This window comes from Streptomyces sp. NPDC048275, assembly GCF_040652275.1.
In the GTDB taxonomy this organism is placed as follows: Bacteria; Actinomycetota; Actinomycetes; order Streptomycetales; family Streptomycetaceae; genus Streptomyces.
Genome location: NZ_JBEZLR010000051.1, coordinates 36,954 through 56,684, shown reverse-complemented (window position 1 = coordinate 56,684; position 19,731 = coordinate 36,954). Strand labels below are relative to the sequence as shown.

The following is a 19,731-nucleotide window of genomic DNA, read 5'->3' as shown; positions in this document are numbered from 1 at the left end:
CGATGAGGCCAACTTCCTTCTCGGGCCTGGCTGTTGTTCTGTTCCGCGCTTCCACAGCACATCATGTCAGGAGCACTCTGTCCGGGCGTGAGGGGTACTGCCATTGCCTGGCACAGCACGCCCTCCCACCCCGATGGACACGCTGATTGAATCAACCTCAACGCCCGGCGCCGTCGGAAACACAGGACGCCCGTCGCCGGACGACCGTGGTCATCATCCGAAGCCACGGACATGGCCCGACGCCGCCGGACGAAGTGCCCAGGTATTCATCCAGGCTCGGCCCACTTCGGCCGATGGACAAGGCCGGCACCATGCGGCCCCTCCAGGCCCAGGACCCAAACCCGACCAGGGCAAACAAGGTCTGCTTCTTCGCCACCGACGGTGACGCACCGAGGGCGCAAGGAGAGTTGCCCCTTCTCGGCGAACACGCGGAGGGCGTCGAGCTTGTCGCGCTCGTAGAGGTATTCCGGTACGAAGACCTCGTGCACCGTGATGTCCCTGGTATCACCCAGGGAGGGAGCTCCGTGCAGATCGGACCTCCTGGCAACTACCAGTTGCCCACCCGTGCGGATGGCCGGCAGCACCTCGGCCCCGATGAGAGCGGCGTCGAACACGCCGGAAACGCCGCCGGGGACGGCTCCGCGGATACGCTCGGCAACCCCCGTTCCGCGGGCAATGACGCAATCGACCCCCAGGGACCGCAACAGGTCTGCATCGTCCGGAGCCGCATCGGCGACCACGCGCAGACCGATGGCCTTGGCCAGCTGAACGGCATAGCCGCCTACCGCACCGGCGGCGCCGGTAACTGCCAGCCAGTCCCCGGAACCCAGCGACAGAAGATCGAGGCCCTGCTGCGCCGTCATCCCATTCACCGGAAGAGTCGCGGCTTCCGCGTGGCTGCTGCCCGCCGGCGCACGGACGACTTGCCGCGGATCGAGGACGAGGTACTCGGCGTAAGCGCCTCCAGGGGGCATGAAGGCCACCAAGATCGCCATCGCATGGTCCCCGATCTTCAGATCGGTATCGGTGCCGGGACCAATCTCATCCACAACGCCTGCTGCCTCGCTCCCCAGCCGGTACGGACGGGCGACGTTGTCGGCGAACAGCGACTCCGCGAGCCCCATCCGCACCACGATGTCGGCCGGATTCACCGTTGCCGCATGCACACGGATGCGGATCTGACCGGGGCCCGCATGCGGCTCGGGAACGTCCACCAACCGCAGGACTTCCGGCCCGCCGAACTCCGAGACCACGACTGCCTTCATGCCACTCCCATCTCACATGCAGCCCAGCTCACACCGTAGTTGGGCGGCTGGGCGGCACTCAGGAACACAAGGGAAACCTCCCGATGATCATCAGCTCGGAAACGGTGTACCAGCAAGAAGGCAGTGCAAAGTGCGTAAGTTCCCTTGAGAGAACCGCCAGAGATCGGCCAGGGTCCGCACGCCGCAGCAACACGGAACGTACGGCGCTCGTGCGCGGCATCCTGTCGCGGATCGGCGACAAGTGGAGCGTGAGCGTCATCTGCTCACTCGGAGAGCGTCCACGGCGGTTCAACGAACTGCGGCGAACCGTCGACGGCATCACCCAGCGGATGCTCACCTCAACGCTCCGGGCATTGGAGCGGGACGGCATCGTGTCGCGCAGAGTGTTCCCCACGACTCCCCCGGCAGTCGAGTACGCGCTCACCGCTGTCGGTTACGACATGCAACGCGTCCTGCACACCCTCGCCGCGTGGGCCGACGAACATGCCGACGCCATCGACGCGGCCCGCGTCCGCTATGACGAACAGGCGCAAGCCTGAACCGAGTTCGCGCTGTCGATGACCGTGCCCACGATGCCCCCTGGGCACCGCGGACACGGCCGCTTCGTGAAGTAGACGTCCACCGATCAGTGAAGCCGGGCGGTCAGGTGGTAGTGACCGGACGGGATCCGGTACGAGGCCACCCCGTCCGTGTGACCGAGGAACCGCACGCCGTCCACCCGCGCCAACGGGGTACGCCCCTCACGAACGGCGTCGGCGGAGGTGACCGGAAGGCGCAGGGTCGCCTCGCTGTTGGCGGGCACGACCGCGTCGTACACCAGGGTCCGGCCTCCGTCACGGACCGCCCACTCGCTCCGGATCTCGCCGTACGGCGACTCGTACGAGCCCGATACCTGTGTGATCCCGCCCGTCGGATCCGGGTGGGGTTGCAGGACAAAGTGCTTGAAGCCGGGGCTGTCGGGGTCGCGGGCGATGCCGGCCATGTAGGCGTACATCCACTCCATGATCGCGCCGTAGGCGTAGTGGTTGAAGGAGTTCATGCTGACCGGGCCGAACCCGTCTTCCTTCGCGTACGAGTTCCAGCGCTCCCAGACCGTGGTCGCCCCGTTCCGCACCGAGAACAGCCAGGACGGCAGCGCGTCCTGGTGCAGCAGCTTGTACGCCAGGTCCGCGCGGCCCTCGTCGGTGAGGACGGGGGCGAGGACGTTGACGCCGAGGAAGCCGACGGACAGCGTGTTTTCGGCGTACCGGACCCGGCTGCTGTTCGGGTGCGCGGCCTTGTAGGCCGCGTCGTTGCCGATGTTGTCCGCCAACAGCCCGACCAGCGTACGGCGTTGGGCCTCCGTCTCGTAGAAGCCAAGCTTGAGGACCCACAGCAGGGCGGTCTGGCTGTTGTCCTCCGTCTTCTGGTTGGGGTCGGCGCCCGGTTCGATCGGGGAGGCGTCGCCCAGGCTGGACTTGATGGTGACGCGGCCGCCCTCGGCGCTCAGGTACTTGGCGATGAACGCCTGCTTGATGCGTTCGAAGAGCCGGTCGTATTCCTCCCCCTCCCCCGTCCGGCCGATCGAGCGGGCCAGCTGCGCCATCAGCCGGGCGACATAGCCGTAGTAGATGTCGCTCATCATCTGGGCGCTGGTCTTCTGCGGCGCCAGCCAGTCGCCGGTCAAAGAGCCCTGTCCGGCGTAGGTGTCGCCGGTCTGCTGCCGGATCCAGACCAGGTAGCGGGTCATGGCGGGCCAGCTGCGCTCGACGATGGTCGCGTCGCCGGTCATCTGCCACACGGTCCACGGGAGTACTACTCCGCAGTCGGCCCAACCGCTGCCGCCTCCGGGGAAGTTGTACCGTCCGCCGGGGGCGACCCCGGTGAACTGGGCCTTGTCCGCTCCGTAGATGACCGCGGAGTCGACGACGGTGTCCTGGAAGTGGCTGAGAAAGGCGCCGGCGTCCGCGTTGTAGAGGCCGGTGGTGGAGAAGACCTGGGTGTCGCCGGTCCAGCCGAGGCGTTCGTCGCGCTGTGGGCAGTCGGTGGGCACCCAAAGGTAGTTGCCGCGCTGACCCCAACGGATGTTGCCGGCCAACTGGTTGATGTCGGGATCGTCGGTCGCGACGGTGCCGATCTCGCGGATCGCGGACGTGGCAACCTTTCCGGTCAGGCTGGTGATCATGACAGTGTCCGTCGTGGTGACGGACACATAGCGGAAGCCGTAGAAGGTCAGGGAGTCCTGGTGGGTCTCGCCGTGCCGGTCTCCCTTGAGGATGTAGGTGCTGGTGGCCTTGGCGCTGCGGAGGTTGGCCCGGTAGACGGAGCCCTCGGGGCCGTCCGCGCCGGCGCTGTCGTCGTTGAGCATCTCGCCGAACTTGAACTCGACCTTGGCTCCGGCCTGGCCGCGCAGGCTGTAGCGGGCCACGCCGACCATGTTCTGGCCGAGGTCGAAGATCGCGGTCTCTCCACTATCGAGGGTGACCGAGGCGGAGGCCGCCTTGGCCGGATCGGTCACCGTCCGGGCCTGGTCCACGACGATGTGGCCTCTGCCGTTGGGGCTGCTGTCCTGTCCGGTCACGCCGGTGGCGAGGGTGATCGACTGCGGTCGGCGGTCCCAGCGGTGCATGAAGCGCGCGGTCTCGCCCGGGTAGGCGAGGACCTGCGCCTCCGGGTACTTGTCCTCGAAGGCGACTCGTTCCACATCCGACCAGGCGGCATCGTCGAAGGCGGGCGAGGACCAACCCGGCAGCTCCATCCGGGCGTCGTAGGTCTGACCGTCGTAGATGTCGTCGGCCCGGTAGGGGCCAGTGTCCGTGGCCTTCCAGCCCCCACCGGGCTTGGTGACCACCGTTTCTGACGTTCCGTCGGTGTACCGGAGCAGCAACTTGCCCTTCACCGCCAGGGCGTTGCCGTCCTGCGAGTAGTACGTACTGCCGTCGGATATGCGGCCGTTGTACCAGCCGTTGCCGAGAACGAAGCCGAGGGTCACTCCCGCCCGCTCTCGCGTCACGAGGTCCGTGACGTCGTAGGTCAGGTAGTTGACGCGGGCGTCGTAGTTGGTCCAGCCCGGGGGCAGCAGTTCGGTCGTGATGCCGCCGTCCTGCGGGACGGTCACATGGCGCCCGTTGACGTAGGCCTCGTACACGCCGAGGGCCGAGACGTACAGCCGGGCCTCGCGGATCCGCTTCTTCAGAGCTGTCTGCTTCCGCAGCATCGGCGCCCCGGCCGAGTTGGGGGTCTTCCCCGTCATCCCGATCCACTGTGCCCCGTCCCAGCCGGTGGCGCCGTCGGTGCTCTGGAGGCCCGTCTCGAAGAAGGCTGCGGGGGCGGTGCCCGTCCGGCGGCCCTGGGGGTCCCAGACGGTGACGGTCCAGTGGTAGCGGGTCGAGGCGTGGAGTTGCTTGCCCGCGTAGCGGACGGCGACGGAGTCGGAGGAGCGGACACGTCCGCTGTTCCAGACGTCGGCACGGGCAGGGGTCAGCTTGTCCGGGGAGCTCGCGACGAGGATCTGGTACGCCCCCTGGCGCCATCCCCGGGTGGCGGACCGTGTGCGCCAGCCGAAGCGCGGCCGGTTCGCGTCCACGCCGAGGGGGTCGGTGCGGTGTTCCACGGTCAGCCCCCACACCGGGCCGCCCTGCGAACGGGGGGAGGCTTCCGTCGCCACGCTTGTTCCGCCTGTCATGAGGCCGGGCCCTATGGACATGGCGCCCACGGTCGCGGCGAGCACGGTTCGACGACGTACACGGCTCACGCCTTGGTCCTTTCGGTGTTCCGGATGTCGCTGGTGGTGAACGTGTGCCGTCCCGAGCCGACGACTTGGGTGGTGCGGTCGCCTGTGGGCATGCGGATCTCGGCCGTGGTGTTCGGCGGGAGCTCCACGTCGAGGCGGAACCGGCCGTTCTTGCGGGTCCACCTCGCGGACACCACGCCGTACGGGGTGCGGTAGCCGCCCTCGGCGTGGGTGAGATCGCCGACGGGGCGAGGGTCGATCACGAGCTCGCGGTAGCCCGCCTTGCCGGGCGCCTGACGGATGCCGACCAGGCCGCTGTGGAACCACTCCTCGATCTGCAGCAGGATCATGTGGTTCTTGGAGTTGCCCATGTCCCACTGCTCGGGAACGGTCGTCAGACCGTCGGGGTTGGCCGTGGTGGGTGCCAGGAAGTAGCCGTAGCTCGGGCGGGTGTCCTCCTGAAGGATGTCCCACAGGACGTCGTCGCGGCCGCCTTCGTGCAGGGCTCGGACGATCGGGGCGAGGCCGATGGTGCCGCCGCTGAAGTGCGGTCCCCCGCCGAACGGCCGGTGGGCGTGGACGAGTTCGACCAGCGCGTCGAGGACTCTCCCGCGCTCGCCTTCGGGTACGAGGTCCTCGTCCAGGGCAAGCGCCTGCGCGGCCTGCGTCGCTCCGGTAGCGCCCTCGGCGGTGTAGCGGCCGAGCGCAGGGTTGTAGAAGGCGTCGTTGAAGGCGTCCTTGATGTTGGCCGCGAGGTTGCGGTACTCGGCCGCGTCGGCGGTACGTCCGAGCAGCGCCGCCATCCGGGCCATCCGGTCGGCGATCTGGTAGTAGCCCCACGTGCCGGTGATCCGGCCCGAGGTGTTCTCGCTGGCGATCCAGTCGGCGAGGGCCGCGTTCACGAGGTAGGCGTCCGCCCCGGTGCCGGCCTTCTTGGTCCGGATGTAGGTGAGGAAGGCCTGCATCTGCGGGTAGTAGCGGCTCATCGTCTGGGTGTCGCCGTACGTTTTGTACAGCAGCCACGGCACGAAGATGATCCCGTTGCCCCAGTTGATCTCGTCTCCGAACCGGCCGGTGTAGCCCCAGTCGTACACCGGGGCCTTGAGCGCCACGTTGCCGATGTTGTCGCCGGCCCTGGACTGGCCCTCCGCCAGGTGGCGCTGCATGGTGCGCAGATAGGCCGCGTATCCGAACGAGCGGTGGATGGACCCGAAGGGCTGTACGTAGTCGGCGGGGTAGGCGAGCTTCTCGCGGCCTGGGCAGTCCGTGAGGGTGGACATGGTGTTGCTCATGATCGAGTAACGGGCCATGCGGTGAATGCGGTTGATCCGGTCGTCGGAGGTGCGAACCGAGCCCGCGGCCGGCACGTCCGCGTGGATCTGCAGGCCGGTCACCGTGTCCCGGGTCGGTACGTAGCCCTCGGGCAGGCCGGTCAGCTGCAGCCACTGCATGCCGAAGTAGTGGAACTCCGGATGCCACCGCTCGCCTCGCCGGTCGCCGTACGTCGTGTAGGCGGCGAAGACGTTCGTGCCGCGAGCGGCGCCGCCACCCATGATCGACGCCTGGTTGACGGTGCCGTCGGCGTTCAGCGACTCGGCGGGAGACAGCTTGACGGTGGTGGCGGCCGGCAGCGGGCCGTCGAGCTGGAGCAGCGGCCAGCCGGCGAAGTTCTGGCCGAAGTCGAAGACCCACACGCCGGGTTGTGGCTGGGTGACGCTGACCGGGCGGAGCCGGTCGACAATCCTGAGCGGCTCGGCCACCCGCCACACCAGCTCGGTGGTCAGGTTGGGCGGCGGGGCGATCCCGGCGTCGACCCAGCCCACGGCCGTACCGTCACGCCGCTTCGCCGACTCGCCGAGGTCCGCGCCGGGGACGGTCCAGGCGGGCTGCTCACGGCGGGCGTCGTAGTCGGAGCCGGAGTACCAGTTGGCGATGGCAGTCGGGCCGAAAGCCGTCCTCCACGAGCGGTCGCTGACGACGGTCTGGACCGTCCCATCGGCCTTCGTGAGTTCCAGGCGGGCGATCAGCCGTGGGGAGACGGCAGCGCCCGCACTCGGGTCGGTGCTCGCAAGGGAGTTGCCGGAGGCCGTGATGGTGGCCCCGCTCTCGTGCCCCGAGGTGAGACCGGGTCGGAAGCTGATGTCGGCACTGCCAATCGCGGTGATGGTGCATGACTCCAGGCGCTCACCGCCGTCACCTGTGTCGATGTTGACGGCGCCGCCGACGTGGTAATTGGCCACGCTGCTCACCTGGATGGTGGTGGCACCCTGCCCGGCGGGCGCGACGAGACTGCCGCTGCCCTTGAACTGGCTCTGCCACCAGCTGTACGGGGCGGTGCGGCCGGTCGCGGCATTGGTGACGGACCGGGTCACGAGGGCGGTGCCGTGGCCGAGTTCGACACCCAGGGTGTTGTCGCCGGGGCGGACGAGGCGCGTGACGTCGTAGACCCGGTATTCGATGGAGAGTTGGTAGTTGGAGTTGCCCGGGGCCAGCACCTCGTCGGTGACGGGCCGGTCGTTGAGCCGGGCCACGTGCAGTCCGACGCCGGACAGGTACAGCCTCGCCCTGACGACCCTTCCGCCTGTTCGGAAGGCGCGGGCGAAGAGGGGCAGCGGCTGGTCGACGGTGCGGGCCGGGTACTCGATCCAGCGCGCCTCGCCCCAGTCCGAGCGCTTGAGGAGGCCCATCTCCCACGAGGCGGGCCCGCTCCACGGTGTCGCGTCGCCGTCGGTGCTCCACACCCGGACCTGCCAGACCACCCGGTCACGCGAGGCCAACGCGGGCCCGCGCCATATGACATCGGTCTGGGCCGAGGAGTGGACCTTGCCGCTGTCCCACAGCAGACGGCCCCGGTCGAGCTCCGCTTCCGTGCGGGCGGCGAGAATCCGGTACGCGGACTGGGTCCATCCCGCTCCGGCACCCACCACCCGCCAGCTCAGTCTCGGGGCGGGGTCGTCGACGCCGAGCGGCTCGTCCTCACGGCCGTCCACGGCGAGACCGGTGACCCTCGCTCCCTGTCTGTGGTCCTCCTCGTCGGCGTAGGCCTTCTGCGAAGGCGATACGGCCAGTCCTGCGGCGGAGGCCGCCATGGTGCCGACCACCTGTCTGCGGCTCAACGCGCCTCTCACGATGTCGCTCATGGTCAGCTCCCGGCCTTGTAGTCGGTGTCCATCTCGTCGAGGAGCTTTTCGGGCGTGGACTGCCCGCTGAAGATCTCCTGGAGGCCGCTGAGCATGGTCTGCTGGACCTTGGCGTTGGGCCAGAGCTGGTCCATGAACGGCACGGTGCGGTCCGACCCGATGAACTTGGACAGTTCGACCAGCGACGGGTCCACGGAGTAGCCCGTGTCGGGCAGGGAGGGCAGGCTGCCCTGCTTCTTGGCGAACAGGTTCATGCCCTCGGGCGACATCACGAAGTTCACGAACTTCAGGGCGAGTTCCTCGTTCTTCGCCTTGGCGTTGACGCCGTAGCCGGCACCCGCCGCCGCCGGGATGAGGGTCTCGGACGGGTCGTCGGTGGCGGGGAGCGCCCGGAGTGTGAAGGTGCCCTGCGGGTTCTTGCCCTTCAGGAGGGCGATCACCCAGTTGCCCTGGATGATGCCGAGGGTCTTGCCGGTGGCGGCGAGGGCCTGGCTGGCTTCGTAGTTGGTGCCCAGCGGGTTCTTCTGGAAGCAGCCGGACTTCTCCATCGTCAGGTACTTGTCCAGAGCGGTGGCCCACTGCGACTGGGCGAACGTGGCCTGGCCGGCCTGCATCTTCTGGTCGAAGTCACGGTCCTCGCCGTAGACGGTCGTGGCGACCAGCGCGTACAGGACGAGCTGGGTCACCCAGTTGTCCTGGTTACCGAGCGCGAAGGCGGGGGTTCCCTTGGCCTTCGCGGCCTTGCAGAAGGCCAGCAGATCGGTCCAGGTGTCGGGTGGGGTGAGGCCGGCCTTCGCCAGGGCCTGCTGGTTGTAGACCGCACCGATGCCGTTCTGCCCGAAGATGGCGTTGTACGTCTTCCGCTCGTACTGGGCGACGGTCTTGATCGCGTCGGGCATCTTGGCCGCCCAGGGCTGGTCCGAGAGGTCGCGCAGGTAACCGGGTTTGGCCAGGACGTACGTGGCGCCCGGGTTGCCGTTGCCGGGCCAGACGGACATCACGTCGGGTGCGGTGCCCGAGGACAGCTGGGTGCGGATCTGCTGCTGGTACTGGTCGGCGCCGCTGGTGGTGTAGCGGACCTTGACGCCAGGGTTGGCCTTCTCGAACGCCTTGACGACGTCCTCGACGGAGCCCTGGTCGATGGAGGCGAGCGTCAGGGTATTCGAACCGCCGCCGGAGCCTCCCGCCTTGGTGCCGCCGCTACAGGCGGCCAGCACGGCGCCGGCCGTCAACGCGGCGATCAGCACGGGCAATTTGCGTGTCTTCATGAAGTCCCCTCGGGGAAGAGCCACCGGGCATGAGGGACGGGCGGGCGTCGGATGTCATCCCCGCAGCCCTCCCGCGAAGCCGTTGATGATGCTGCGCTGGAGCAGGAAGTAGACGAGCAGGACGGGCAGGATGCTGATCACCAGTGCGGCGAAGATGAGGTTCCAGTCGGTGACGTACTGGCCGACGAACCCGGCGATCGCGACCGGCATGGTCTGCTGGGCGCTACCGCTGAGGTACAGCAACGGGGTGAAGAAGTCGTTCCAGACGGCGACCGTGTTGAGCACCAGGGCGGTCACCGTGATCGGTTTGAGCATCGGCAGGACCACGTGCCGGAAGCCCTGCAGCGGTGTGCAGCCGTCGATCAGGGCCGCGTCCTCGAAGTCGCGGGGCAGGGCGCGCAGGAAGCCGACGTAGAGGAAGACGGTGAACGGCACCTGCAGGCCGGAGTAGAAGAGGATCAGCGCCCATGGGGTGCCGAGGAGTCCCATGTCGCGCATGGTCTGGTACAGCGGCAGCGCGGCAAGCTGGAAGGGCAGGACCAGGCCCAGAAGGAACAGCAGGTACGTACCCCGGGACCAGCGGGCCGCCACGCGGGCCAGGGGGTACGCCGCGAGCGACGAGACGGCCAGCACGATGGCGACGCTGCAGACCGTCACCAGCAGGCTGTTGGCCAACGCCCCGCCCAGCGCGCCCTGTTGCCAGGCCTGGGTGAAGTTGTCGAGGGTGGGCGAAGTGGTCGGGCTGATGGGCGACGAGGCGTCCGACGCCGGCCGTACGGCCAGGTTGACCAGGACATATACCGGGAACCCCACGACCAGGGCGGCGGCGATCATCGCCAGTTCCAGCGCGAGGGTGCGGCGGCGGTAGCGGATCATGACATGGTCCTCTCGTTGCGGGACAGCACGAGGTACTGACCGGTCGAGACGACCGCCACGATGATCGTGAGGACGACCGCGAGGGCGATGCTGTAGCCGAACTCGCCGAGCGTGAAGGCGTCCTTGTAGATCAGGGTGGAGAGGGTGTCGGTGGCGTGGCCGGGGCCGCCGCCCGTCAACGCGTAGACCTGGTCGAAGAGTTTGATGCCGCCGATGATCGACAGCATCAGATTGATGGTGAGGGCCGGGGCCAGCAGCGGGCGTGTGACCGACCAGAAGCGCCGCACCGGGCCCGCCCCGTCGATGGCCGCCGCCTCGTGGATCTCCTTGGGCACCGACTGCAGCCCGGCGAGGAAGATGACCATCGAATAGCCGGCGTACTGCCAGACGATCACGCCGATCACCGCCCACAGGGCGAGCCGCGGGCTGCCCAGCCAGTCCTGCCGGGAGCCGTCAAGGCCGACCGCGCCCAGCAGGCTGTTGACCGCGCCGTCGGGCCCCAGCAGGTTGCGCCAGAGGTAGGCGGTGACGATCGGGGTGATCACCGCCGGAGCGAACAGGAACACCCGGAGCACGTTGCGGGACTTGATGGCCGAGTTGACCCCCAGGGCCAGCAGCAGACCCACGGCGTTCTGGACGACCGTGATCGAGACGGCGATCAGCAGCGTGTGCCAGATGGCCTGCGTGGCGTCCGAGTCGCTGAACATGGCGGTGAAGTTGTCCAGACCGACGAACGAGAAGTCGGGGTCGAGGCCGTCCCAGTCGGTGAAGGCGTAGTAGACGCCGCGAGCACTCGGCACCAGGACCACGAAGGCGAACAGCAGCATCGCGGGCAGCGCGAACCACCACGGCGGTCCGGCGCGCGGCCGCCGGACACGGGCAGCCGGTGCCGGGTCCGGGTGCCGGTCGTGGTCCGGAAGCTGCTCATGCTGGGCGAGAGTCATCTACAACCTCCGTTCTTGAAACGTTTCATACGAGTCGTGGAACAGGTCTCGACTTGAGTGATCTGAGAGATGTCGGTCAGCTCTTCGTCTTGAGCGGGCCGTGTACCGGGTGCCGGACGGGACGTATTCCGCGTGTCTGTGGGTAACGTTTCCCACAAGGTGTGCCAGACCTTAAAGAGCCTCCCGCGTGCCGTCAAGATGCCGCACACACTGCGTCTTTGTTACGGCGCCGAAGCCGAGAGCCCCTGACGAAGACGCTCTTGAAACGGGGAATCCGTCCTACACTCGGCGGCAACGTTTCCCGGAGAGGCAAGGACCGGATGGAGCCGCCAGCACCGCGTCGCAGGGTCACCATCGTCGACGTCGCCCGCCACGCCCAGGTGTCCACCACCGCAGTGTCCAAGGTGCTGCGCAACGCCTACGGGGCGAGCCCCGAGATGCGCGCGAAGGTACGCCGCGCGATCGACGAGCTGGGGTACCGCCCCCATGCGGGCGCGAGGGGCCTGCGCGGACAGACCTACACCATCGGCGTGATGCTGCCCGACATCCGCAACCCGTTCTTCCCTGAGATCCTCGACGGCATCACTGCCTCGCTGGAGGACACCGAGTACCAGGTACTCCTGGGGCCGGGCTGCAACGGGGAGATGGCAGAAGCCCACGTCACCGAGGCGATGATCGACCGCGGCATGGACGGCATCATCCTGGTCGCACCGGTGTCGTCACGTGCCCATCTGGAGCGCGTCGGCAGCATGGTGCCGACCGTCGTCGTCGGACGGCACGGGTCCTCTCCCGCATACGACACCGTGGCCGACGACGACGTCGAGGGCGCAGCCCTGGTCGTCGGCCACTTCGCCGCTCTCGGACACCGCCGGATCGCCCATATCGAACATCACGAGACCGATCCGACACTCCTCACGGAGATGCCCAACGCCCGGCGCGCCGACGGTTATCGCCAGGCCATGCGGGAGCACGGGCTGGAGGAATGGATCGACGTGGTCTCCACCAGTTACACCCAGGAAGGCGGCTACCGGGGCGCCAAGGAGCTGCTCGCACGTCCGGTCCGGCCCACGGCCGTCTTCGCCGGAGCGGACATCGTGGCCATGGGTGTTCTCGAGGCGGTCACCGAGGCCGGTCTGTCCGTGCCCGGCGACCTCTCGGTAGCCGGCTACGACAACACCACGTTCGCCGCGTTCGGCCCGATCTCGCTCACCAGCGTCGACCAAGCCGGCCGCGAGCTAGGCAGAAACGCCGTACGTCTCCTCCTGGAACGGATCACCGACCGCGACCGACCGTCGGCCCAGGTCACCCTCTCGCCCACTCTCGCGCCGCGCCGGTCCACGGCACGACTTCCGGAGTAGGACGCCAACGCCGAACCGCGCAGGGACCGTTCAATCGTTCGAATGAACGGTCCGGGCTCGACCTCCCGGCTGGCCAGGGCGCACTCCAGCGTGGACAGGACGAGGTCCGCGTCCGCGCGGGCCGAGGTCTCCCACGCGACGACGCGTCGGGAGAACGCGTCGCGGACCGCGGACAGCCACAACGGCCTTCGCCGGTGGAGATCATGGTGAGGTCGGTGACCCACGGCCGGTTCGGCGCGAGTGCGGTGAAGTTCCGCTGCACCAGGTCCAGGTCCGCAGGGCCTCGGGATGGACTCCGAGGTCGACGGCCAGCCGCTTGATCTGCGGCTCCGGCTCCGTGGTGGATACATCCGCACCGCACGCTCACGCAACTCCAGCGGGTCCTTTCCGGGAGCAGCCATGGTCAAAGGTCCTGTCACGACCCCCATCTGTCCCTCTGTCAACCACCTCCGCGTCTCGGGGGAACCTCAGTACGGAGCGACCAGGCCAGTGCCCTGATTACACCGTCGGTGATCCTCGTCTTACCGACGGCGGCTTTGGTGGGGCGCTCCTATCCAGGGGGCAACAACCACGTCTCCCGGATGCCCGCTCCAAGAGCATGACCACAGGTCGATGCACTCGCCCCCGCGACATCAGCGGCAGCGGCAGGACTTCGGGCGCCGGCAGCGGGGCGCCACTCCTAGACCCCGCCAAGGCTGCGGCCGTCCTGCCCTCCGAACCCCTTGACGACATCTGGCAACCAGCCAGAATTTCAGGGATGCTCGGTTCAGCGGGCCGCGACAGTCCTCCACCACCAGGCTTGCAGGGAATGGGGAACACGCCCGAGTTTGGGATCGAGACACGAAGTGCTTACTACGCTCGCGCCGGGGCCCTCCGCGCCTCCGATGAACACTCCGTCGGACCGTGTCTCTGCAGTCCGCCCCGAGGCCGGACTGCGCCCGGCAGCCGGACAGCCGCAGACGCTCCCGTTCGCATCGGCACAGATGATCACCACATCCCCAGCGCCGGCACTTCCCGGAGCAGGCTTCGCGGGCCGATCCATACGCACGCCGGCCACATCTGACAACCTGTCACCAAAGTCAGCAACAGGTCAGCATCAGTACCGCCGGAACCCGCTTCCGACCGACACGAACCGCCAAGATCATTTGCTGGCCCAACACGGTCTGACCTGCAAAGATAGAGGTCAGAGGCTCATCTGCTAGCCCCATCAGGAGGTATCCATGAAGATGCTCATCAACGTGGCGGAGACGGTGGTCGCGGACGCGCTGCGGGGTATGGCGGCCGCGCATCCGGACCTCACGGTGGACGTGGAGAACCGGGTGATCGTGCGGCGGGACGCCCCGGTGGCCGGAAAGGTGGGCCTCGTCTCCGGCGGCGGGTCCGGGCACGAGCCGCTGCACGGCGGCTTCGTGGGTCCCGGGATGCTGTCGGCGGCCTGTCCTGGCGAGGTCTTCACGTCTCCGGTACCGGACCAGATGGTGCGGGCCGCGGCCGCCGTGGACAGCGGCGCGGGCGTGCTGTTCATCGTGAAGAACTACACGGGTGACGTGCTGAACTTCGACATGGCGGCCGAGCTCGCCGAGGACGAGGGCATCCGGATCGCGAAGGTCCTCGTCAATGACGATGTCGCCGTCACCGACAGTCTCTACACGGCAGGGCGGCGCGGCACGGGCGCGACGCTCTTCGTGGAGAAGATCGCGGGCGCCGCCGCCGAGGAGGGTGCTCCGCTGGAGCGGGTCGAGTCGCTGGCCCGCCAGGTCAACGAGAGCGCCCGCAGTTTCGGTGTCGCCCTGAGTGCCTGCACCACTCCGGCCAAGGGCAGCCCGACCTTCGACCTGCCGCCCGGGGAGCTGGAACTGGGCGTCGGTATCCACGGCGAGCCGGGCCGGGAGCGGCGCGCGATGATGACCTCACGCGAGATCGCCGACTTCTCGGTGCACGCGATCCTGGAGGATCTCGATCCGCGCGATCCCGTCGTCGTCCTGGTGAACGGCATGGGTGCCACGCCGCTCCTGGAGCTGTACGGGTTCAACGCGGAGGTGCAGCGGGTGCTCGGCGAGCGCGGGGTCCCGGTGGCCCGCACGCTGGTCGGGAACTACGTCACCTCGCTGGACATGGCCGGTGCCTCGGTGACGCTGTGCCGGGTGGACGAGGAGCTGCTGCGACTGTGGGACGCGCCGGTGAAGACACCAGGGCTGCGCTGGGGTGTGTGAATCCGGTCGGCACTTGGTCGCCGTCCGGTCGACAGTCACCGATCGACAGCCACCGAGCGACGACCACCGGTCGACGTCCGTACCACGCAAGGAGATTCTGTGCTCGACACCGGCTTCTTCCGCCGTTGGATGACGGCGGCCGCCGCGTCCGTGAACCGCGAGGCACAGCGGCTCACCGACCTTGACTCGCCCATCGGCGACGCCGACCACGGCACCAATATGCAGCGCGGTTTCACCGCCGTGGTGGCCACGCTGGAGAAGGAGGCGCCGGACACCCCCGGCGCCGTCCTCACGCTCGCCGGACGCCAGCTGATCTCCACGGTCGGCGGCGCGTCGGGACCGTTGTACGGCACCTTGCTGCGCCGTACGGGCAAGGCGCTCGGGGACGCCGCCGAGGTCACCGAGGAACAGCTCGCGGACGCGCTGCGCACGGGCGTCGACGCGGTGATGACGCTGGGCGGTGCCGCACCCGGCGACAAGACCATGATCGACGCGTTGGTTCCCGCGGTGGCCGCGCTCTCCGACTCCTTCGCGGCGGCGAAGGCGGCCGCCGAGGAGGGCGCCGTCGCGACAACGCCGTTGCGGGCCCGCAAGGGCCGGGCGAGCTATCTGGGCGAGCGCAGCATCGGGCACCAGGATCCCGGCGCAACGTCGTCGTCGCTGCTGATCGGGGCGCTCGTGGAGGCGTCCGGTGAGTGACATCGGGAACAACGCGCCCAGCGACGCCAAGGACGAACTCGTCGGCATCGTGCTCGTCTCGCACAGTGCCGCCGTCGCCGCCTCGGTGGCCGAGTTGGCGGCAGGACTCGCGGGCGGCGGCACGACCGCTCCTGTCGCCCCGGCCGGCGGCACGGCGGACGGAGGCCTCGGCACCAGCGCGGAACTGATCTCCGCCGCGGCCGCCTCCGTGGACCGCGGCGCGGGGGTCGCCGTCCTCACCGACCTGGGCAGCGCGGTCCTCACCGTGAAGGCCCTCCTCGCGGAGGGCGACGAACTCCCCGACAACACCCTGCTGGTGGACGCGCCCTTCGTCGAGGGCGCGGTGGCCGCGGTCGTCACGGCCTCGGCGGGAGCCGACCTCGCGGCGGTCGAGGCGGCGGCCGTGGAGGCGTACACCTACCGGAAGGTGTGACACCAGACCCAGCAACCCGGGACCCCGGGACCCCGGGATCCAGTAGCCCAGCGGCCGCTGCGTCTTCTCAGGCGAGTCCTTCCGCCGCGACGACGAGGGCCGAGCACATGGTCGCCATCAGCTCGGCCTGCGCCGTCGCGGCATCGCCCGCGTCGTCCCGCGCCGTCGCGGCGTCCCCCGCCGCCTCGGGAGCACGCCAGGCATAGTGCTCGACCGCCGTACGCAGGGCCGCGTTGAGCATGGCGGCCTGGATCTCCGACCGCAGGTCGACGGCGGGAAGGCCGGCCCGGTCGGCCAGGGCGCGGGCGAAGACGGGCTCGGCCTCGTCGTGCGCCTGGAGCCAGACCGCGCGCAGACCCGGCTCGGTACGGGTCAGCCTCAACAGCGCCCGCACCTGGGGAAGGTGCGATCGCGCCATCGGCCGTTCGCCGGTCGTGACCGCCCGTCCCAGGGCCTCGTCCAGAGGCCGGCCGGGGCGCCAAGCGCGCAGAGCGGCGGCGATCGCGTCGATCCCGGCCGCGAACAGCGGGCTCACGCACATTTCCTTGCTCGGGAAGTAGCGCCACACGGTGCGCGCGGAGACCCCGACGGCCTGTCCGATCTGCTCTCCGGTGGTCGCGGCCACCCCTTGGGCGACAAACAGCTCCACCGCGGCGCGGGCGATCTCGAGGCGGATCTCGGCCTTGCGCTCCTCGGTCAGCGGCGGCCGCCCCGTACGGCCGCTGCCCCGACCCGGGGGTTGCGCGATCGCGCCGTCCGGCACTGGTGCCTCCTCGATTCGGCGGGCGGCTGCCGCCCGGGACCGGCGTGAGTCTAACGATCTCGAAAAGGGCGCGAGGCTTTATGTCATTCAGAGACATTAAGTCGTACCGTCTGGAGCGCAGCAACTCGTTGCCCCTCAAACGCATCTTTGGAGCACGTCATGACCACCACGGGACTGGCCGGCCGCAGCGTCATCGTCACCGGCGCGAGCTCGGGCATCGGGCGTGCCACCGCCCTGGCCTTCGCAGCGGAGGGGGCGCGGGTCGTCGTGGCCGACCTCAACGCCGAGGGCGCCCACGCGGTCGTCAAGGAGATCGAGGCGGGCGGTGGCACGGCCGTCGCCGTCACCGGCGACCTGAGCGAGCAGTCCGTCGTCGACCGCGTGGCCGCGACCGCGGTGGAGCGGTTCGGCGGAGTCGACGTGCTGGTGAACAACGCCGGGATCATGGACCGCATGTCGGCGGTGGCGGAGGTCGACGACGCGGAGTGGGAGCGGGTCATCCGGGTCAACCTCACCGCCCCCTTCCTGCTCACCCGGGCGGTGCTGCCACACATGCTGGAAGCCGGAAAGGGCGCCATAGTGAACACCGCCTCCGAGGCGAGCCTGCGGGGTAGCGCCGCGGGGGCCGCGTACACCGCCTCGAAGCACGGCATCGCGGGCCTCACGAAGTCCCTCGCCGTGACCTACCGTCACCAGGGCATCCGCGCCAATGCCATCGCGCCGGGCGGCACGAAGACCGGCATCACCGTGGATGTCAAGGACGGCGCCCACGGACCCACGGTGCTCGCCTCGTACATGGGGAACGTCGGCCACCCGGCCGAGGCCGAGGAGCAGGCCGCCGCCATCGTGTTCCTCGCCTCGGACGCGGCGAGCAACATCAACGGTGTGATCCTGCCCGTCGACAACGGCTGGGCCGCCGTCTGACCTCCGAAAGCATCAACGGCCCGATCCAGGCCGTTGGTTCCCCGACCCCACGGCCGTTCGGCCGCCGCGAACGAACTGCCGGGCCAGTCGCCGGCCGAGCGTCACGGCGGCCGCGCGCTTCTCGATGGGCGACACCCGGGAGTTCTTGAAGGCGATGTAGGTGACCCCGGAAGGTGCCCCACCGCCACGCGGGTCGGGGCGGATACCGAGCGCTTTGGCGGTGGCGTACGAGGCCTCGCCGATGATGTCGTACGGCCCGGCGTCTCCGACGACCGCGTACTGGACCCGGTTCCGGTGGATCACGGCGACCACCGAACCGCCGCGGATGCCGTGGTGGCGGTGGTTCCAGATGCGGCTGGGGGTGGGCACGACGACGTACGGGAGGGTCTCGGCGCTCAGATACCGCCCGTCGGACTGCGTGTAGGCGGTGGAGTCGGAGAAGAACGGGTCCGTCCGCCCGTTGCACAGGCGGCCCGGACGGCCGTCGCAGTCGATGTCCAGGTCGGCCTTCCAGTACACGACGCCCCGCGCCCCGCAGACGGGGACCTTGGCACGGGTTCCGCCGTCGGTGCGGTAGCGCCCGTTCGAGACGGGAACGCAGTCGCGCACCTTCGCGAGGAGGTCGGCGGCGCGGACGTTTCCCTCAGCGGCGTGGGCGCTTCCCCCGTACACCGCCACCGCGGGGCGACTCGGGTGGGCGGCAACGGGAGGCATGACGGAAGCGAGCAGGGCGGTGCCGACCGCGGCCAGCACCAGCAACCGGACACGCACGACGGGAGACCCCCGCCTGGGGTCATTGACGATCATCCGCCCAAATGTGGCGGGTATCTGACGGTGCGTCCAATGAGATGCGGCCGGACGGCGTACGCCGGCGTCGGCGGGCTCCATGCGGCCGAGGGCCCGAGCCGCAGTGGGCCCGGGCCACTCGACCGCCTTCACCGGCGCGGGATCAGCGACGACAGCGGTCCGCGCCCGCGGATGTGAAGTCCCCTGGGAAAAGGGCGAGTTCACACCGCGCCAGAGTTCAGCATACGTGCACCCCCGGGACAGTCCGGCGAACGACCACCGCCCCCTTGATGCGGTCGCGTCAACCGTGTCTTATAGGTACAGACCAATCCTGTCGAGGGAAGGCAGACCCGTGCGACGCGTCTCCCTTGCGTTGATGTGTGGCTCGCTACTCGTCCTGACGTCCTGCGGAGGGGGCGCGCGCAACGACGACGGGGGCGGGCGGCTGCCCCCGGCCCCGCTGGGTGTCACCGCCGCGGCGGGCAGCGCGACCAGCGTGCACGTCATGTGGAACCGGACGTCGGGGGATCCGGAGGTCGCCAGATATGAGGTGTACCGCGGCGCCACCAGGGTCGAGCGGGTTCCCGGTGCGGAGCACATGGCCGACATCAACAGGCTCGCCCCGTCCACGACGTACGTCTTCACGGTCCGCGCCGTGGGCACCGACGGGAACTCCGGACCGCCCAGCAAGCAGGTGCGCGCCACCACGCCGACCGCGGTCGCCGCGGACCGCACATCCCCGACCCGCCCAGGCCGGCCGCACGGCAGAGCGGCCGGGAGCCGGGCGGCCCAGTTGGAGTGGTCGCCGTCGTCGGACGACCGAGGCGTGTCCTCGTACGAGATCTACCAGGGCACCTCGAAGATCCACAGCGTGGGTGGCGGGCAGACGGCGACCGTGGTCACCGGGCTGCGCCCCGGCACGGACTACTCCTTCACCGTCAGGGCGCGCGACGCGGCGGACAACGTCTCCCCCGCGAGCGACGCGGTCCGGCTCGCCACCGCACCGGGCGCGGCCGACGACCGGGGCACGGCGCCGACCGCCTTCCGCGCGAGCACCCACCGCGAGGACGGCTCGTATTTCCTCGACCTCTCCTGGCTCCCGCCGCGGACGGACGGAGTGATCACGGAGTACCGGATCCATCTGGACGGACACCCGGTGACCTCGCTCGTCTGGGGCGGCGCACCTCCCCGCGGCCGTGCCACGTACAGCTTCTACGTCGGACGGGAGGCCGGGGTCGCGCACCGCGTGCGGATCAGGGCGAAGCTGCCGGACGGCACGTGGGGCGGGTTGTCGGCGGAGCGGACGGTGACGACGGGCGCTCAGCGATAGGGGAAACATAGTCTTACCCG

15 protein-coding genes are annotated in these 19,731 nt (G+C 69.2%); 7 read left to right on the top strand and 8 right to left on the bottom strand.

Annotated elements, in window-relative coordinates; all coding sequences use genetic code 11:
• Positions 1-266 precede the first annotated feature (266 nt).
• Positions 267-1,265 carry a zinc-binding dehydrogenase gene (locus AB0D57_RS27170; protein WP_362078190.1) on the bottom strand — a complete coding sequence of 333 codons (999 nt, stop codon included), beginning with the start codon at positions 1,263-1,265 and terminating at the stop codon, positions 267-269.
• 209 nt (positions 1,266-1,474) lie between these two features.
• On the opposite strand from AB0D57_RS27170, the gene AB0D57_RS27165 reads away from it, so the two are divergent.
• Positions 1,475-1,804 carry a helix-turn-helix domain-containing protein gene (locus AB0D57_RS27165; RefSeq protein WP_362078187.1) on the top strand — a complete coding sequence of 110 codons (330 nt, stop codon included), beginning with the start codon at positions 1,475-1,477 and terminating at the stop codon, positions 1,802-1,804.
• An 86-nt stretch (positions 1,805-1,890) separates the two neighbouring features.
• On the opposite strand, the gene AB0D57_RS27160 is transcribed toward AB0D57_RS27165, so the two are convergent.
• The 5 genes from AB0D57_RS27160 to AB0D57_RS27140 are packed head-to-tail and all read right to left on the bottom strand — an operon-like array spanning position 1,891 to position 11,205.
• Positions 1,891-4,950, bottom strand: coding sequence for a family 78 glycoside hydrolase catalytic domain (locus tag AB0D57_RS27160; RefSeq protein ID WP_362078231.1), 3,060 nt, complete (start codon positions 4,948-4,950; stop codon positions 1,891-1,893).
• A gap of 44 nt (positions 4,951-4,994) precedes the next feature.
• A complete protein-coding gene (locus AB0D57_RS27155) occupies positions 4,995-8,117 on the bottom strand; it encodes a family 78 glycoside hydrolase catalytic domain (RefSeq protein ID WP_362078184.1) in 3,123 nt (1,040 codons plus the stop codon).
• A 2-nt stretch (positions 8,118-8,119) separates the two neighbouring features.
• Positions 8,120-9,385 (bottom strand): extracellular solute-binding protein, encoded by a 1,266-nt coding sequence (locus AB0D57_RS27150; RefSeq protein ID WP_362078181.1) that lies wholly within the window; start codon positions 9,383-9,385, stop codon positions 8,120-8,122.
• Between the two features lie 54 nt (positions 9,386-9,439).
• Positions 9,440-10,261, bottom strand: a complete 822-nt coding sequence (locus AB0D57_RS27145; RefSeq protein WP_362078178.1) for a carbohydrate ABC transporter permease — start codon at positions 10,259-10,261, stop codon at positions 9,440-9,442.
• Complete coding sequence (locus AB0D57_RS27140; RefSeq protein WP_362078175.1) at positions 10,258-11,205, bottom strand: sugar ABC transporter permease; 948 nt, start codon at positions 11,203-11,205, stop codon at positions 10,258-10,260. The genes AB0D57_RS27145 and AB0D57_RS27140 overlap by 4 nt, the downstream gene beginning before the upstream one ends.
• Before the next feature lie 320 nt (positions 11,206-11,525).
• Here AB0D57_RS27140 and AB0D57_RS27135 point away from each other — a divergent pair, with 320 nt between their 5' ends.
• The 4 genes from AB0D57_RS27135 (at position 11,526) to AB0D57_RS27120 (ending at position 15,908) form a co-directional block, all read left to right on the top strand.
• Entirely contained in the window at positions 11,526-12,563 is a 1,038-nt protein-coding gene (locus AB0D57_RS27135) for a LacI family DNA-binding transcriptional regulator (RefSeq protein WP_362078172.1), read from the top strand.
• Between the two features lie 1,220 nt (positions 12,564-13,783).
• Entirely contained in the window at positions 13,784-14,776 is a 993-nt protein-coding gene (gene dhaK / locus AB0D57_RS27130; RefSeq protein ID WP_362078169.1) for a dihydroxyacetone kinase subunit DhaK, read from the top strand.
• Between the two features lie 99 nt (positions 14,777-14,875).
• Entirely contained in the window at positions 14,876-15,475 is a 600-nt protein-coding gene (gene dhaL / locus AB0D57_RS27125) for a dihydroxyacetone kinase subunit DhaL (protein ID WP_362078166.1), read from the top strand.
• Complete coding sequence (locus tag AB0D57_RS27120; RefSeq protein ID WP_362078163.1) at positions 15,468-15,908, top strand: PTS fructose transporter subunit IIA; 441 nt, start codon at positions 15,468-15,470, stop codon at positions 15,906-15,908. The genes dhaL and AB0D57_RS27120 overlap by 8 nt, the downstream gene beginning before the upstream one ends.
• A gap of 67 nt (positions 15,909-15,975) precedes the next feature.
• On the opposite strand, the gene AB0D57_RS27115 is transcribed toward AB0D57_RS27120, so the two are convergent.
• Entirely contained in the window at positions 15,976-16,671 is a 696-nt protein-coding gene (locus AB0D57_RS27115; protein WP_362078160.1) for a helix-turn-helix domain-containing protein, read from the bottom strand.
• Between the two features lie 159 nt (positions 16,672-16,830).
• On the opposite strand from AB0D57_RS27115, the gene AB0D57_RS27110 reads away from it, so the two are divergent.
• The gene (locus AB0D57_RS27110; RefSeq protein ID WP_362078157.1) at positions 16,831-17,595 is read left to right on the top strand and encodes a glucose 1-dehydrogenase; all 765 of its coding nucleotides are present in this window, start codon (positions 16,831-16,833) and stop codon (positions 17,593-17,595) included.
• 12 nt (positions 17,596-17,607) lie between these two features.
• Here AB0D57_RS27110 and AB0D57_RS27105 read toward each other — a convergent pair whose 3' ends face one another.
• Positions 17,608-18,366: a glycoside hydrolase family 75 protein gene (locus AB0D57_RS27105; protein WP_362078229.1), complete on the bottom strand. Its 759-nt coding sequence runs from the start codon at positions 18,364-18,366 to the stop codon at positions 17,608-17,610.
• Positions 18,367-18,757: 391 nt separating this feature from the next.
• Between AB0D57_RS27105 and AB0D57_RS27100 the strand changes: the two genes are divergently transcribed.
• Complete coding sequence (locus AB0D57_RS27100; RefSeq protein WP_362078226.1) at positions 18,758-19,711, top strand: fibronectin type III domain-containing protein; 954 nt, start codon at positions 18,758-18,760, stop codon at positions 19,709-19,711.
• Positions 19,712-19,731 lie beyond the last annotated feature (20 nt).